Here is a 14,892-nt window from a genome sequence, read left to right as displayed (position 1 = left end):
CAAAGCTCGAAGGCAAGACCGCCCTCCAGAAAAACCCCCACCCCCCGCGATCCCTCGCATGGGCCGCATGGGTCATCGGCAAACTCGGCGGATGGGACGGCTACCCCAAATCAAAGCCACCCGGCCCCATCACAATGCGACACGGCCTACAGCGCTTCCTCGCCATCGCAGAGGGATGGTCCCTCAGAGATGTGTGAATCGACTAGTCGCGGAGCGGGGGAGGGGGACCATCCGGCGAAGCCGGATGGTGGAGGGGGCCACAGGTCAGCTGACCAGCTTCTCCAGGTCCACGCCGTAGAGCGCCGCGTTGCGTTGCATGTACGCCCGCCGGGGCTCCGGCTCGCGGCCGTCCAGGGCCGCGCCGAGCATGTCGAGGAAGGTGTGCCAGCCCATCTGGTTCTGCGCCTCGAAGCGCTCCAGCACCGGCAGGTGGGTGAGGGTCAGCGCCACGTGGTCGCCGTCCGGCTCAAGTTCGAAGGTCAGGTAGCTTTCCGGATAGGGGCTCTCGGCATAGCCGCTCTCTGCATCGTCTGGGCCGAACACGTTCCAGGTGTAGGCCAGGCGCCGGCCCGGCCGCCACTGGGTGACCACGCCGCGGATGTGGCCGCCGGACAGGCGGACCGCGCCGCCTTCGCGGGACTCGATGACGCCATCCTCGCCGTACCAGGCGGCCAGCCTGCCGGGCTCGGTCAGATGCGCCCAGACCCGGGCCGTGTCGCCGGGCAGGCGGCGCTCGAAGCGTACGGCGCAGACCTTGTACGGCTGGCCCCTGGACAGCGTGTCGCGGGCGGCTGGGTCACTCATCGCCGGTCTCCTGTCTGAGATTGGCCTCCAGGGCGTCGAGGCGCGGGGCCCAGAAGGCCTGCAGCCGACCAACCCAGGCCGCCAGCTCGCCGACGCCCTCGGGATCGAGCTCGTAGATGCGCCGCTGCGCCTGCGCCCGCACCCGCACCAGCCGCGCCTGGCGCAGGGTCTTCAGGTGCTGGGAGACCGCCGGCTTGGTGATCGGAAACCGGCTGGCGATCTCGCCGGACGACAGCGGCCCGGCGGCCAGGCTCTCGACGATGCGGCGGCGCGTGGGATCGGCCAGGGCGGCGAGACTGTCCATGTCGCCTATTAGGTAGAATGCGCTTAATTAAGTCAATGAGACATAATCATCTGTCATCCCGGAATTCGCGCAGCGAATATCCGGGACCGCGGCAAGCGCTGATGCGAGCCGCAACCGACCGATCGATGCTTCCGGCGGTCCCGGATAAGGCGCTGGCGCGCCTTTCCGGGATGACAGTGGGGGGGAAGGTACGCGCCCGCGAAACCGCTACTCTTCCTACTTGATCTTGATCTCCACGCCCGACGGGGCCAGGGCCAGCTTCAGGCCGGCGGAGGTGGCGTGGGCGTGGATCTCGACGCCCTTGTCGTTCTTCATGTCGATCTCGCCGGCGCCGGCGCCGGCCGTGGCATTGACGTCGATGGCGGTATAGGTGCCCTCGATGTCGCGCAGACGACGCAGGTGGTAGACCTCGCCGGCGGCGGAGAACTTGGTGGCGCCCACCGCGCCCACCGACAGGCCGTTGACCTTCAGGCCGACGTTGCGGCCCTTGTAGCTCAGCGTGCCGCCGCCCCAGTTGACCCCGGCGATGAAGGCCACCGAGCCGCCGTGGAAGCGGATGTGGGCGTCCTGCGCCATGGCGGGCGCGGCGGCGGCGGCGGTGAGGACGACGGCGGCGATCGCCGCACGCCCGTGACGGAAGCTGGTCATGAGACGTGTCTCCTTCAGGGATGACGGGGTAACGTGGCTTTGCACGGCCGGTTGCACGAAACCGTGATCGAGCGTCGAAATCCCGACGCTGCCGGACTCATCTCCCTCCAGTCCTTGACGTTTTCAACCTTTTCGGCGCATAAGCCCGCCCTTCCGGCGCCAGCATCAGCCAGCGCCTCCACCGCCACGACCCCTATCCGGATGCCTATCTGGTAGGACGAGGGCGGCGAGGACCCCCGTCCGCGTGATCGCGCACGGGGGCTGGCTGCGTTTGCGTCAAGGGATGGTTGGAATGTTCGACGGACTATCAGAGCGGCTCTCAGGCGTCTTCGACCGGCTTTCCGGTCGCGGCGTGCTTTCGGCCAAGGACATCGAGGAGGCGATGCGCGAGGTGCGCGTGGCCCTGCTCGAGGCCGACGTCGCCCTGCCGGTGGTCCGCGACTTCATCGAGCGCGCCAAGCAGGACGCCCTGGGCGAGGCGGTGATCCGCTCGGTCAAGCCTGCCGACCAGGTGGTCAAGATCGTCTACGACGGCCTGGTCGAGATGCTGGGCGGCGACGCCACCGAGGGCCTGCGCCTGGCGCTGAACCCGCCGACCATCATCCTGATGGCGGGCCTGCAGGGCTCCGGCAAGACCACCATGTCGGCCAAGCTGGCCCTGCGCCTGTCGCGCCTGGAGCGCAAGAAGGTGCTGATGGCCTCGCTGGACGTGCGCCGTCCGGCCGCCATGGAGCAGCTGGCGATCCTGGGCCAGGAGGCGGGGGTCGACACCCTGCCGATCGTGCAGGGCCAGGCGCCGGCCGACATCACCCGCCGCGCCCTCTCGGCCGCCAGGCTGGGCGGCTACGACGTGCTGATCCTCGACACCGCCGGGCGCACCACCCTGGACGAGGCGATGATGAGCGAGGCCGCCGAGGTGGCCCGCATCGCCCAGCCGGGCGAGACCCTGCTGGTGGCCGACAGCCTCACCGGCCAGGACGCCGTGCGCACGGCCAAGGCCTTCCACGAGCGCCTGCCGCTGACCGGCCTGGTGCTGACCCGCGCCGACGGCGACAGCCGCGGCGGCGCGGCGCTGTCGATGCGCGCGGTCACCGGCCTGCCGATCAAGTTCCTCGGCACGGGCGAGAAGATCGACCAGCTGGACGTGTTCGACGCCCGCCGGGTGGCCGGCCGTATCCTGGGCCAGGGCGACGTCGTGGCGCTGGTGGAGAAGGCCGCGCAGGACTTCGACCAGGCCAAGGCCGAGGTCATGGCCAAGAAGCTGGCCAAGGGCCAGTTCGACCTCGACATGCTGGCCGACCAGCTGGCCCAGATGGAGAAGATGGGCGGCATGGAAGGCCTGATGGGCCTGCTGCCCGGGGTGCAGAAGGTCAAGAAGCAGATCGCCGAGAGCGGCATGAACGACAAGTCGATCCGCCGCCAGCGCGCGATCCTGTCGTCGATGACCAAGCTGGAGCGCCGCAAGCCCGACATCCTGGCCGCCTCGCGCAAGCGCCGCATCGCCGCCGGCGCCGGGGTGGACGTGGCCGAGGTCAACCGCCTGCTCAAGCAGCACCGCCAGATGCAGGACGCCTTCAAGTTCATGGCCAAGGACGGCGGCAAGGGCTTCGCGCGCATGGCCGGCATGCTCGGCGGCGGCGGCGGCATGGACCGGCTGAAGGCCATGGGCGGCGGGCGCCTGCCCGAGCCGGCCCCCGGCCAGGGCGGCGTCCCGGAAAACCTTTCGCAGCTGCCCGGTCTCGGCAGCGGCGGCTCCAACGCCCCCGGTGGGGGGCTTCCCGGCCTGGGCGGTCTGCCCGGCTTCAACCCTTTCAAGAAATCTTGAAAATTCAAAGACTAGGACTGAACTGACATGCTGAAGATCCGCCTCGCCCGCGGCGGCGCCAAGAAGCGCCCGTACTATTCGATCGTCGTCGCCGACAGCCATTCGCCGCGCGACGGCCGCTTCATCGAGAAGGTGGGCGCCTACAACCCGCTGCTGAAGAAGGACGATCCGAACCGGGTCACCCTGAAGGTCGAGCGCATCACCGAGTGGCTCGGCAAGGGCGCCCAGCCCACCGACCGCGTGGCCCGCTTCCTGTCGATCCAGGGCCTGGCCAAGTGGGAAGCCGGCAACAACCCGAACAAGGGCCAGCCGGGCCAGAAGGCCAAGGAACGCGCCGCCGAGCGCGCCGAGAAGGAAGCCGCAGCGGCCGCCGCCGCTGCTGAAGCCGCCGCCGCCCCGCCGCCCGCCGAGGAGCCGGCGGCCGAAGAGCCGGCCGCCGCCGAAGCGGTCGCCGAACAGCCGGTCGCCGAGGAAGCCTCCGCCACCGACGCCCCGGCGCCGGAAACCGCCGCCGACGAATCCGCCGAAGGTTGAGCCTTGGACGTTTCCCTTCTCCTCCCCCTCTGGGGGAGGGGGACCGCGAAGCGGTGGAGGGGGCTCCAGCCGGACACCGACCTTCGGTCCTCCGCTGGAGCCCCCATCGTCTCGGCGCCTGGCGCCGAGCCACTTCCCCCAAGGGGGGAAGAGACTCCCATATGACCGACAGACTCATCCAGGTCGGCTGGCTTACCGGCGCCTTCGGCGTGCACGGCGAGGTGCGGATCACCGCCTTCACCGCCGACCCGATGGCGCTGCTGGCCTACCGCGACCTGAAGCGCGCGGACGGCTCGCCCGGCCTGACCCTGCTCAGCGCCCGCGAGGCCAAGGGCGGGGTGATCGCCCGCACCCGCGAGATCGAGACCCGCGAGCAGGCCGAGGCCCTGCGCGGGCTGAAGCTGTTCATCGCCCGCGACGCCCTGCCCGAGCCCGAGGACGACGAGTTCTACATCGCCGACCTGATCGGCCTGGAGGCGCGCGGCGCCGACGGCGGCGTGATCGGCAAGGTCAAGGCGGCGCAGGACTTCGGCGCCGGCGACCTGCTGGAAATCCAGCCCGCCGATGGCTCGGCGAGCTGGTGGCTGCCGTTCACGATGGAAGCGGTTCCGGAAGTGAACATCGCCGAAGGCTGGCTGACGGCCGTGCGGCCGACGGAGACGGAATAGGCGCGAGGCCGAGCGGCCCCTCACCTTCCCATTGCTTCGCAACGGGCCCCTTCCTCTCCCTGCAGGGAGAGGAAATTGAGCCGCACGTTCATCGCAAATCTCCTCTCCCTTGAGGGAGAGGAAGGGGCCCAATCGCGATCAGCGATTGGGAAGGTGAGGGGCCGCGCCGGCTACGCCGCGTCCGCGCGGACCTGGTCGGGGGCGCGGGCTTCGGCCTTGAGGACGGCGATGGCCTCGTCGAGGGTCAGCACCGTCTGCTGGTCGGAGCCCAGGCGGCGCAGGGCCACCTTGCCCTCCTCGGCCTCGCGGCGGCCGACCACGGCGATCACCGGCGCCTTGGCCAGGGAGTGCTCGCGCACCTTGTAGCCGACCTTCTCGTTGCGCAGGTCGGTCTCGACCCGCAGGCCCGCCTTCTTCAGCTTGGCCTGCACCTGCGCGGCATAGTCGTCGGCGTCTGAGGTGATCGTCGCCACCACCACCTGGGTCGGGGCCAGCCACAGCGGGAAGGCGCCGGCGTGGTGCTCGATCAGCACGCCGAGGAAGCGCTCCAGCGAGCCCAGGATCGCCCGGTGCAGCATCACCGGCCGGTGCTTCTGGCCGTCCTCGCCGATGTACGAGGCGTCCAGGCGCTCGGGCAGCACATAGTCCAGCTGCAGGGTGCCGCACTGCCACGTGCGCCCGATGGCGTCGCGCAGGTGGAACTCCAGCTTGGGGCCATAGAAGGCGCCTTCGCCCGGCAGCATCTCCACCGTGATCCCCGCGGCCAGGGCGGCGTTCTCCAGCTTCTTCTCGGCGATGTCCCAGTTCTCTTCCGAGCCGAACCGCAGGTCGGGCCGCAGGGCCAGCTTGACCGAGTGCAGCTCGACGCCGAGGTCGGCGTACATCTGCTGCAGCAGGTCGATGAAGGCCTTGGACTCCGCCTCGATCTGGTCGTCGGTGCAGAAGATGTGCGCGTCGTCCTGCTGCATGCGCCGCACGCGCAAGAGGCCCATCACCGAGCCCGAGCTTTCGTAGCGGTGCAGGCCCTCGAACTCGGCCATGCGGATCGGCAGCTCGCGGTACGAGCGCTGGCCGTGGCGGAAGATCTGCACGTGGCCGGGGCAGTTCATCGGCTTGACCGCCAGCACCTCGCCCTCGGCCGTCTCGCAGACGAACATCGAGGCGTGGAACTTGTCCCAGTGCCCCGACTTCTCCCAGAAGCTGCGGTCCAGCACCTGCGGCGTCTGCACCTCGACATAGCCCTCGGCCTCGATGCAGCGGCGCACGTAGTTCTGCAGCGTGCGGTACAGCGTCCAGCCCTTGGGGTGCCAGAAGATCATCCCCCGGCCCTCTTCCTGGAAGTGGAACAGGTCCATGGCCGCGCCCAGCTTGCGGTGGTCGCGCTTCTCGGCCTCCTCGATGCGCTTGAGGTAGGCTTCCAGGTCGGCCTCCGAGGCCCACGCCGTGCCGTAGATGCGCTGCAGCTGGGCGTTCGCCTGGTCGCCGCGCCAGTAGGCGCCGGCCAGCTTGGTCAGCTTGAACGCCTTGCCCACGTGGCGCGTGGACGGCAGGTGCGGCCCGCGGCAGAGGTCCTTCCAGGCCCCCTGGCGATAGACCGTGATCGGCTCATCGCCCGGGATGCTCTCGATGATCTCGGCCTTGTACGCCTCGCCGATGTCGCGGAAGTGCTTGATCGCCTCCTGGCGGTCCCAGACCTCGCGGCTGATCTTCTCGTCGCGGTCGACGATCTCCTTCATCCGCTTCTCGATCGTCGCCAGGTCGTCCAGGCTGAACGGCTCGTCGCGGGCGAAGTCGTAGTAGAAACCGTCCTCGACGTTCGGGCCGATCGTCACCTGGGTGCCGGGGAACAGCTCCTGCACCGCCTCGGCCAGCACGTGCGCCGTGTCGTGGCGGATGGTGTCGAGGGCGTCGGGGCCCTCGCGCGTGACGATCTCGATGGTCCCGCCCTTTTCCAGGGCGCGGTCGAGGTCGCGCAGCTCGCCGTCCAGCTTGACCAGCAGGGCCTTCTTCTCGAGCGACTTGGAGATCGAGGCGGCGACGTCACGGCCCGTGACCCCGTCCTCGAATTGACGGGCCGAGCCGTCGGGGAATTTCAGTTCGATCATGTCTCACACGTCCAGCCCCCTCTCGGGGGGCGCGGGGGGACGGGGTCCAGGCCGGACCCGCCCCAGGGATGGCATCGACACAGGCGCCGGGCGGCCAGATAGCCGCCGCGGACGGGCCCGTGCAGGATCAGGGCTTCAGCCGCATAGTCCGAACAGGTCGGCAGGAACCGGCATTGCCGCCCGATCCAGGGCGAAAGCGTCAGCTTGTAGGCCCGGTGCGCGAGCCTGACGCTGCGGTCGTAGAAGGTCATGCCGGCGTGGGTTTCTGCGATCAGGCGAGGCGGGGCTTATCGCACCCGGCTCGCGACCCGATCAAGCCGCGCCGGCGCGGCTAGTTCGCGAGGTCGTCCCGGCCGTGTGGGCTTGGGCGAGGCGGCAAGCCTCCACCGTCGCTTCGAACGCGAGCAGCGTCGAGGCGTGGCGGGGGGCGTAGTCCTTCACCGGCTCCAGCATCTTCAGGTCCGCGAAACGTCCTTCGGGCGGGGGGCCGCCCGTCTTCAACATAGCACGGAATGCATCGCGGGCGCTTTCGATTTCCTGAACGGTGGCCCCGACCACGTGCTGGCCCAGGATCGAGGCGGCCGCCTGGCCCAGGGCGCAGGCCTTCACGTCCTGGGCGAAGTCGGTGACCACGCCGTCCGCCACGGCCACGTCGACGACCACCCGGCTGCCGCACAGCTTGGAGACCTTCTCGGACGAGCCCTGCGGCGCGGCCAGCCGGCCGATGCGCGGCATGTTCGCCGCCAGCGCCAGCACCTTCGCGGAATAGAGGTCGTCGATCATCTGGCAACGTCTCTCCCCTCCCCCTTGCGGGGAGGGGTCGGGGGTGGGGGTGTCGACGTGATTTTCGCCAGTAACCCGGCGACTTTACCGGCCGACATCCAGTGGGCGCCCCCACCCCCCGCCCCCTCCCCGCGAGGGGGAGGGGTTTGAGAGTAGCGGGCGTGGTTGGTTATGTAGGCTGACCCTCACGTCCTTGCCATGCCGCCTCGACCCGCGCCTTGACCGCCTCGCCCATGGCGGCGAAGCCGGAGCGGATGGTTCCGCGCATGGAGCGGGCCACCGTCGGGCCCAGCAGGCCGTCGAAGATCTCGCCGTTGGAGAAGATGCAGCCGGTGTCGGTGAGCTTCTCGATCTCGATGTAGCGCACCGACCGGACCATCCCGCCCAGCATCGACAGGCGCCAGTGGATCAGCTCGTCGGGCGTCCAGCTCTCGACGATCGGCCGGATCACCTGCGGCTTGCGGCCGGGCAGCGCCAGGGTGAGGGTCAGGGGCGCGCCGAAGCCCAGCGTCCCCTCGGCGCTGGTGTACAGCGGGTTCCAGTGCTTCCAGCCCGGCAGGTCGCCGACCAGCTTCCAGATCTCGTGCGCGGGCGCGGCGATGCCCAGCCGGTGCTCGATCTTCACCCGCGCCATCAGACGGTCCCCTTCAGCCGCCAGGTCGCGCCGGTGGCGCTGTCCATCACCTCGACGTTCAGGGCGTTGAGCTCGTCGCGGATGCGGTCGGCGGCGGGCCAGTCCTTCGCCGCGCGGGCGGCGACGCGATCGGCGATCAGCGCCTCCACCTTCTCCTTCAACGCCACGTCGACGCCGCCCTGGAACCAGGCCTCGGGCCGGGCGTGCAGGAAGCCGATCAGGTTGGCCGACGCCAGCAGCCGACCCTTGGCCTCGGCCTTGCCCTTGGCCGGGGCCTTCTCCAGCGCCTGCCCCAGGGCGAACAGCTCGGCATAGGCCTTGGGCGTGTTCAGGTCGTCCAGCATGGCCTCCATGAAGGCCTCGCCGGGCCCGGTGTCCGCCGCCGGCACGTCCTCGACCCGGCGCAGCACGCCGTAGAGGTAGTCCAGCGTGCCGCGGGCCTGCTCGATCACCTCGTCGGTCCAGGTCAGCGGCTGTCGGTAGTGGCTGCCCAGCAGGGCCCACCGCAGCGCCTCGCCCGGCCAGCGCGTCACCAGGTCGTGCACCAGCTGCACGTTGCCCAGCGACTTGGACATCTTCTCGGATCCCATGTTGAGGAAGCCGTTGTGCAGCCAGTAGCGGGCGTAGCCGCCCTCGGCGCCGTGCGCGTGGCCGTGGGCGCAGATGCCCTGGGCCAGCTCGTTCTCGTGGTGCGGGAAGATCAGGTCGTTGCCGCCGCCGTGGATGTCGATCGGGATCCCCAGGGTCTGCTCGATCATCGCCGTGCACTCGATGTGCCAGCCGGGCCGGCCGGGGCCGAACGGGCTGTCCCACACCGGCTCGCCGGGCTTGGACGGCTTCCACAGCACGAAGTCGGCCGGGTGCTGCTTGTAGGGGGCCACGTCCACCCGCGCGCCGGCGATCATGTCGTCCATCGAGCGGCCCGACAGCTTGCCGTACTCGGAATAGGCCTGGGTGTTGAACAGCACGTGCCCTTCGGCGGCGTAGGCGGCGTTGCTGCGCACCAGCCGGCCGATCATCTCGATGATCGCGTCCATGGTCCGCGTGGCGCGCGGCTCCGCGCTCAGCGGCAGGGCGCCCAGCTCGGACATGTCGGCGTGATAGGCGTCGAGGTAGCGGGCGGTGATCACGTCGATCGGCACGCCCTCGTCGGCGGCCTTCTGGTTGATCTTGTCGTCCACGTCGGTGACGTTGGCCGCGTAGACCACGTGGTCCTCGCCATAGAGGTGGCGCAGCATGCGGAACAGCACGTCGAAGGCCACCACCGGACGGGCGTTGCCGATGTGGGCGAAGTTGTAGACCGTCGGTCCGCACACATACATCGTCACCCGCTCGGGATCGATGGGGACGAAGTCCCGCTTCTCGCGGGCCATGGTGTCGTAAAGGCGCAGGGTCATTTCGCTTACTGACGTTAAGTGACGGTTGCCCGACAAACGGTTCCGCCCATATACAAGTTGGCCGGTCGGGAAACCAACGGGGTTTGAGACCTCGTTCTCGAACCGCCGTGAAAGGGTGGCACGCGTCATTTCCGGAGCCGTCGCTCCGGCGCAACTCAGCCCTGGAAAGACCCTATCCCCTCACATGGACGCCATTTCCCGCGACCGAACCGTCGTCGGCATGCCCGACGTTGACCTTGACGCCGTGAAGAAGCCCTCCCGCGAGGAGGCGATGGAAGCGGTGCGCACCCTGATCGCCTGGGCCGGCGACGACCCCCGCCGCGAAGGGGTGCTGGATACGCCCAAGCGCGTGGTGGAAGCCTTCGAGGAATGGTTCTCCGGCTACCACGCCGACCCGGCGGTCGAGCTGGACCGCACCTTCGAGGACGTGCAGGGCTACGACAACATCGTGTTCATGCGCGACATCGAGGTGGAGAGCCACTGCGAGCACCACATGGCCCCGTTCATCGGCAAGGCCTACGTCGCCTACCTGCCGAACAAGCGGGTGGTGGGGCTATCGAAGCTGGCGCGGGTGGTGGAGATCTTCTCCAAACGCCTGCAGACCCAGGAAACCCTGACCCAGCAGATCACCGACGCCATCGCCGACAACCTGCGCCCGCAGGGGGTGGCGGTGATGATCGACGCCGAGCACCAGTGCATGACCACCCGCGGCGTGCACCACCGCCACGCCTCGACCATCACCACCCAGTTCACCGGCGCCTTCAAGACCGACGTCGAGCTGCAGCGGCGGTTCCTCGACTTCTGTAACCGGAAGTGAGGGTTCTCTTCCCCCTCTGGGGGAAGTCCCGGCAAAGCCGGGGATGGGGGCTCCAGCGGAGTGCGGACGTCAGCGCCCGGCTGGAGCCCCCTCCACCGCTTCGCGGTCCCCCTCCCCCAACGGGGGAGGAGATTCGAGGCGTAGCGCCCCCGGCGCCCGCACCCGGCTGACGATCGTCACCAGCACGAAGCTGAGGATGATCAGCAGGTACCAGGCGCCCATCTTCTCGATCGGCACCAGCGACCAGCCGTGCCTCTGGTTCGGATAGACCCAGGCGCCGGCGAAGGTGCCGAGATTCTCGGCCAGCCAGATGAACAGCGACACCAGGGTCAGGCCCAGCAGCAGGGGCATGCGGCGGGGCGCGCGGTCCGGCGTGAACCAGATCCAGCTCGGCCACCAGATCAGCGCCGAGAAGGCGAACAGGGCCAGGCGGATGTCGGGCCACCAGTGGTGGGTGAAGAAGTTGCCGTAGCTGAGCACCGCCAGGGCCCAGGGCGTCCAGGCCGGCGGCCAGCGCGTGAAGCGGAAGTCGAACAGTCGCCAGGCGCGGGCGATATAGCTGCCGATGCAGGCGTACATGAAGCCGGAGAACAGCGGCACGCCGCCGATCCGCAGCAGGTTGGGCTCCGGATAGATCCACGAGCCGTGCGCGGTCTTGAAGATCTCCATGATCGTGCCGACGACGTGGAAGATGGCGATCACCGCCGCCTCCTCCCAGCGCTCCAGGCGGGTGGCCAGCATGCCGGCCTGGATCAGCACCGCGGCCACCACCAGGAAATCGTAGCGGGCGATCGGCGCATGCGCCGGCCACAGGAAGTGGGTGCCCAGGATCAGCGCCAGCATCGCGCCGCCGAACAGGCAGGCCCAGGCCTGCTTCAGGCCGAACAGCAGGAATTCGTACAGGCCCTGGTTCAGGGCCGAGCGCGACGCCCAGGGGCGCATCCAGCGGTCGAAGTCGGCGACCTTGCCCTTGATCCAGTCCTTCAGGCTCAACGGCCGCTCCCCGATCGCTAGCCTGAGGCTAGCGTGAGCGGGGGCTTCGGCGCCATATGCCAGCCATGAGCGACGCCCTGTTTCCCTCCCTCAGCGACCATGACGCCCTGGAACGCGGCGCGGTGCTGGCCCCGAGCTTCGGCGCCGACGGCCTGGTGGCCGCCATCGTGCAGCATGCCGACAACGGCGAGGTGCTGATGGTCGGCTGGATGAACGCCCAGGCGCTGAAGCTGACGCTGGAGACCGGCGTCACCCACTTCTGGAGCCGAAAGCGCCAGGCGATCTGGAAAAAGGGCGAGACCAGCGGCCAGCTGCTGCCGGTGCGCGAGCTGCGGATCGACTGCGACCAGGACGCCGTGCTGGTGAAGACCATCCCCGGCGGCGACGGCGGCGTCTGCCACGTGGCCGGGTTCCGCACCTGCTTCTACCGAAGGGTCGAGGACGGCGCCCTGGCCGAGGATGCGGGGAGCCGGCTGGCATGAACCCGGCGCAGGCGCTGGGCGCCTTTTCCGTGGCCGCGGCCCTGCTGACCATCACCCCCGGGCTGGACACCGCCATGGTGCTGCGCACGGCGGCGGTGGAGGGCCCTCGGCGCGCGGCGCTGGCGGCGGTGGGCGTGGCCCTGGGCTGCCTGGTCTGGGGCCTGGCGGTGGCGCTGGGCCTGGGCGTGCTGCTGACCGCCTCGAAGACCGCCTACACGGTGCTGAAATGGGCCGGCGCCGCCTACCTGGCGTGGCTGGGGATCGGCATGCTGCTGAAACCCCGGCAGAGCTTCGACTTCGAGGCGGCCCAGAGCCCGGGCAGCGCGTGCGACAGCTGGTTCGTGCGGGGCCTGATGACCAACCTGCTGAACCCCAAGGTGGGGGTGTTCTACGTCTCGTTCCTGCCGCAGTTCGTGCCGCCGGGCGTTCAGGCCGCGCCGTTCATCGTGCTGCTGGCGTCGATCCACGTGGGCCTCGGCCTGGCCTGGTTCGCCGGCCTGATCACCGCCACCCGCCCGCTGCGGCGCTGGCTGTCGCGCGGACCGGTGGTGCGCTGGCTGGACCGGGTGACCGGCGGGGTGTTCCTGGCGTTCGGGGCCCGGCTGGCCCTCGACCGCGGCTAGGGCGCGGCCGGTGGCGGCGGACGACGAGATCGAGGACGGCGCCGACGACGAGATCGAGGCGCTCGATCCGGGCGTGCGCATCGTCGACCTGCCGGGCGGAGGGCGGCTGGACAAGGCCCTTTCGGACAAGCTGCCGGAGCTGTCGCGCTCGCGGGTGCAGGCGCTGATGGCGCAGGGGGCGATCAGCCGCGACGACGTGGCGCTGACCGATCCCTCGGCCCGGGCGGTGGCCGGCGTCTATCGCCTGCTGATCCCCGCCCCGGTCGCGGCCGACCCGCAGCCGGAAGCCATCCCCCTGACGGTGCTCTACGAGGACCAGGACCTGATCGTGGTCGACAAGCCGGCCGGCATGGCGGCGCACCCGGGGCCGGGCACGCCCAGCGGCACCCTGGTCAACGCCCTGCTGCACCACTGCGGCGCCAGCCTGTCCGGGATCGGCGGCGTCGCCCGCCCCGGCATCGTGCACCGGCTCGACAAGGACACCTCCGGGGTGATGGTCGCGGCCAAGACCGACGCCGCGCACCAGGGGCTGTCGGCGCTGTTCGCCGCCCACGACATCGAGCGGATGTACATCGCCCTGACCCGCGGCGCGCCCGATCCGCCGAAGGGGACCATCGCCACCCGCCTCGGCCGCTCGCCGAACGACCGCAAGAAGATGGCCGTGCTGAAGGCCGGCGGACGCGAGGCGATCACCCATTATGCCGTAAGCAAAACTTACGGCCCGGCCGCCCGGCCGCTGGCGGCCCGGGTGAGCTGCCAGCTGGAAACCGGCCGCACCCACCAGATCCGTGTGCACCTGGCGTCGAAGGGCGCGCCGGTGCTGGGCGATCCGGTGTACGGGGCCGGATCGCCGGCCGCGCCGGTGAAGGCGGCCATCGCCGAGGCGGGCCTGGCGCGGCAGGCGCTGCACGCCGCCGTGCTGGGCTTTCGCCACCCGATCTCAGGCCAGGCCTTGCGTTTCGAGACCCCGCCGCCGGCCGACATGCAGGCGCTGGCCGCGGCGCTGGAGGCGCTCTGAGGCGGATGTAACCGAAGCCCCTCGCCCTGCGAATAGGGGGTGTAGACGTCCGCTGCTGACAGAACATGGCGAGAACATCGGCTATGTTCGAAGGCGTGGGGTCCTGAAGACGGCGCCCGCGGGTTTCGCGCCGGAGCAACCATTCGCAGTGCTTCGGTACAATAGTCCCGCTGACAGTCGCCTTAAGAAACCTTCACGTCCCGGCGCCTTAAAACCCGGGCAACGAATGCCTATCTGATTTGTTGAAGGGGGATGGCGCCGGCGCGTGCGCGCGTTGCGACGACATTCCGAGTTTGAAGGGGATAGTCAAATGGTCAATGCAACCGCGCTCGCCGTGATGTCGCCGGAAGGCGGCCTTTCGCGCTATCTGACCGAAATCCGCAAGTTCCCGATGCTGGCCAAGGACGAAGAGTTCATGCTGGCCAAGCGCTGGCGCGAACATGAAGACCCGCAGGCCGCCCATCGCCTGGTCACCAGCCACCTGCGCCTCGTGGCCAAGATCGCCATGGGCTATCGCGGCTACGGCCTGCCGATCGGCGAGGTGATCTCCGAGGGCAACGTCGGCCTGATGCAGGCGGTCAAGAAGTTCGAGCCGGACAAGGGCTTCCGCCTGGCCACCTACGCCATGTGGTGGATCCGCGCCTCGATCCAGGAATACATCCTGCGCTCGTGGTCGCTGGTGAAGATGGGCACGACGGCCGCGCAGAAGAAGCTGTTCTTCAACCTGCGCAAGGCCAAGAGCGAGATCAGCGCCCTGGAAGAGGGCGACCTGCATCCCGACCAGGTGCACCTGATCGCCACCAAGCTCGGCGTGCTGGACGAGGAAGTGATCAGCATGAACCGCCGGCTGTCCGGCCCCGACGCCTCGCTGAACGCGCCGCTGCGCTCGGACAGCGAGAACGAGTGGCAGGACTGGCTGGAGGACAAGGACGCCGTCAGCCAGGAAACCCGCCTGGCCGAGGACGAGGAAAAGTCGATCCGCATGAGCCTCCTGGAAGAGGCGATGACGGAGCTGACCGACCGCGAGCGGCACATCCTGACCGAACGCCGGCTGAAGGACGACCCGACCACCCTCGAGGAACTGGCCTCCGAATACGGCGTCAGCCGCGAGCGGGTGCGCCAGATCGAGGTGCGGGCGTTCGAGAAGCTGCAGAAGGCGATGCGCGCCGCCGCCAGCGAGCGTCACCTGGTCGACGCCTGACCTGGTCACGCCTGATCCTGGGCGGCCGTTGATCCGAAAGACCTGCGCCGTCGCCG

Annotated in this window: 17 protein-coding genes; 8 read left to right on the top strand and 9 right to left on the bottom strand. The window is 69.4% G+C overall.

Features of this window, described 5'->3' with window-relative positions; genetic code table 11:
• Window positions 1-264 precede the first annotated feature (264 nt).
• From ACO2Q3_RS17650 to ACO2Q3_RS17640, 3 genes are all read right to left on the bottom strand, one after another.
• The gene (locus tag ACO2Q3_RS17650) at window positions 265-804 is read right to left on the bottom strand and encodes an SRPBCC domain-containing protein (RefSeq protein ID WP_423308896.1); all 540 of its coding nucleotides are present in this window, start codon (window positions 802-804) and stop codon (window positions 265-267) included.
• Window positions 797-1,108, bottom strand: coding sequence for an ArsR/SmtB family transcription factor (locus ACO2Q3_RS17645; protein WP_423308894.1), 312 nt, complete (start codon window positions 1,106-1,108; stop codon window positions 797-799). Before ACO2Q3_RS17645 ends, ACO2Q3_RS17650 begins: the two co-directional genes overlap by 8 nt.
• 216 nt (window positions 1,109-1,324) lie before the next feature.
• The gene (locus tag ACO2Q3_RS17640) at window positions 1,325-1,756 is read right to left on the bottom strand and encodes a hypothetical protein (protein ID WP_423308892.1); all 432 of its coding nucleotides are present in this window, start codon (window positions 1,754-1,756) and stop codon (window positions 1,325-1,327) included.
• A 292-nt stretch (window positions 1,757-2,048) separates the two neighbouring features.
• Between ACO2Q3_RS17640 and ffh the strand changes: the two genes are divergently transcribed.
• The 3 genes from ffh (at window position 2,049) to rimM (ending at window position 4,783) form a co-directional block, all read left to right on the top strand.
• Window positions 2,049-3,581, top strand: a complete 1,533-nt coding sequence (gene ffh, locus ACO2Q3_RS17635; protein ID WP_423308890.1) for a signal recognition particle protein — start codon at window positions 2,049-2,051, stop codon at window positions 3,579-3,581.
• A gap of 27 nt (window positions 3,582-3,608) precedes the next feature.
• Window positions 3,609-4,115: a 30S ribosomal protein S16 gene (rpsP, locus tag ACO2Q3_RS17630; protein WP_423308888.1), complete on the top strand. Its 507-nt coding sequence runs from the start codon at window positions 3,609-3,611 to the stop codon at window positions 4,113-4,115.
• 161 nt (window positions 4,116-4,276) lie between these two features.
• Complete coding sequence (rimM, locus tag ACO2Q3_RS17625) at window positions 4,277-4,783, top strand: ribosome maturation factor RimM (RefSeq protein ID WP_423308886.1); 507 nt, start codon at window positions 4,277-4,279, stop codon at window positions 4,781-4,783.
• 170 nt (window positions 4,784-4,953) lie between these two features.
• On the opposite strand, the gene thrS is transcribed toward rimM, so the two are convergent.
• The 5 genes from thrS to cysS form a co-directional block, all read right to left on the bottom strand.
• The gene (thrS, locus tag ACO2Q3_RS17620; protein WP_423308884.1) at window positions 4,954-6,888 is read right to left on the bottom strand and encodes a threonine--tRNA ligase; all 1,935 of its coding nucleotides are present in this window, start codon (window positions 6,886-6,888) and stop codon (window positions 4,954-4,956) included.
• Complete coding sequence (gene yidD / locus ACO2Q3_RS17615; protein ID WP_423308882.1) at window positions 6,885-7,139, bottom strand: membrane protein insertion efficiency factor YidD; 255 nt, start codon at window positions 7,137-7,139, stop codon at window positions 6,885-6,887. Before yidD ends, thrS begins: the two co-directional genes overlap by 4 nt.
• A gap of 61 nt (window positions 7,140-7,200) precedes the next feature.
• Window positions 7,201-7,671 (bottom strand): iron-sulfur cluster assembly scaffold protein, encoded by a 471-nt coding sequence (locus ACO2Q3_RS17610; protein ID WP_423308880.1) that lies wholly within the window; start codon window positions 7,669-7,671, stop codon window positions 7,201-7,203.
• A gap of 169 nt (window positions 7,672-7,840) precedes the next feature.
• Window positions 7,841-8,305: an SRPBCC family protein gene (locus ACO2Q3_RS17605; RefSeq protein WP_423308878.1), complete on the bottom strand. Its 465-nt coding sequence runs from the start codon at window positions 8,303-8,305 to the stop codon at window positions 7,841-7,843.
• Window positions 8,305-9,702, bottom strand: a complete 1,398-nt coding sequence (gene cysS / locus ACO2Q3_RS17600; RefSeq protein WP_423308876.1) for a cysteine--tRNA ligase — start codon at window positions 9,700-9,702, stop codon at window positions 8,305-8,307. Before cysS ends, ACO2Q3_RS17605 begins: the two co-directional genes overlap by 1 nt.
• Window positions 9,703-9,886: 184 nt before the next feature.
• Between cysS and folE the strand changes: the two genes are divergently transcribed.
• Window positions 9,887-10,519: a GTP cyclohydrolase I FolE gene (gene folE, locus ACO2Q3_RS17595; protein ID WP_423308874.1), complete on the top strand. Its 633-nt coding sequence runs from the start codon at window positions 9,887-9,889 to the stop codon at window positions 10,517-10,519.
• 69 nt (window positions 10,520-10,588) lie between these two features.
• Here folE and ACO2Q3_RS17590 read toward each other — a convergent pair whose 3' ends face one another.
• The gene (locus tag ACO2Q3_RS17590; RefSeq protein WP_423308872.1) at window positions 10,589-11,512 is read right to left on the bottom strand and encodes a DUF817 domain-containing protein; all 924 of its coding nucleotides are present in this window, start codon (window positions 11,510-11,512) and stop codon (window positions 10,589-10,591) included.
• 65 nt (window positions 11,513-11,577) lie between these two features.
• Between ACO2Q3_RS17590 and hisI the strand changes: the two genes are divergently transcribed.
• The 4 genes from hisI (at window position 11,578) to rpoH (ending at window position 14,836) form a co-directional block, all read left to right on the top strand.
• Complete coding sequence (gene hisI / locus ACO2Q3_RS17585; protein ID WP_423308870.1) at window positions 11,578-11,994, top strand: phosphoribosyl-AMP cyclohydrolase; 417 nt, start codon at window positions 11,578-11,580, stop codon at window positions 11,992-11,994.
• Window positions 11,991-12,617 carry a LysE family translocator gene (locus tag ACO2Q3_RS17580; protein ID WP_423308868.1) on the top strand — a complete coding sequence of 209 codons (627 nt, stop codon included), beginning with the start codon at window positions 11,991-11,993 and terminating at the stop codon, window positions 12,615-12,617. Before hisI ends, ACO2Q3_RS17580 begins: the two co-directional genes overlap by 4 nt.
• Before the next feature lie 10 nt (window positions 12,618-12,627).
• Window positions 12,628-13,635 (top strand): RluA family pseudouridine synthase, encoded by a 1,008-nt coding sequence (locus ACO2Q3_RS17575; protein ID WP_423308866.1) that lies wholly within the window; start codon window positions 12,628-12,630, stop codon window positions 13,633-13,635.
• A 310-nt stretch (window positions 13,636-13,945) separates the two neighbouring features.
• The gene (gene rpoH, locus ACO2Q3_RS17570) at window positions 13,946-14,836 is read left to right on the top strand and encodes an RNA polymerase sigma factor RpoH (RefSeq protein WP_423308864.1); all 891 of its coding nucleotides are present in this window, start codon (window positions 13,946-13,948) and stop codon (window positions 14,834-14,836) included.
• The last annotated feature ends 56 nt before the right edge of the window (window positions 14,837-14,892 follow it).

Origin of the sequence: Caulobacter sp. KR2-114 (assembly GCF_049446115.1) — a bacterium.
In the GTDB taxonomy this organism is placed as follows: domain Bacteria; phylum Pseudomonadota; class Alphaproteobacteria; order Caulobacterales; family Caulobacteraceae; genus Acaudatibacter.
Note: the sequence above shows the minus strand (reverse complement) of the source record. Positions and strands in the feature narration are given on the sequence as shown.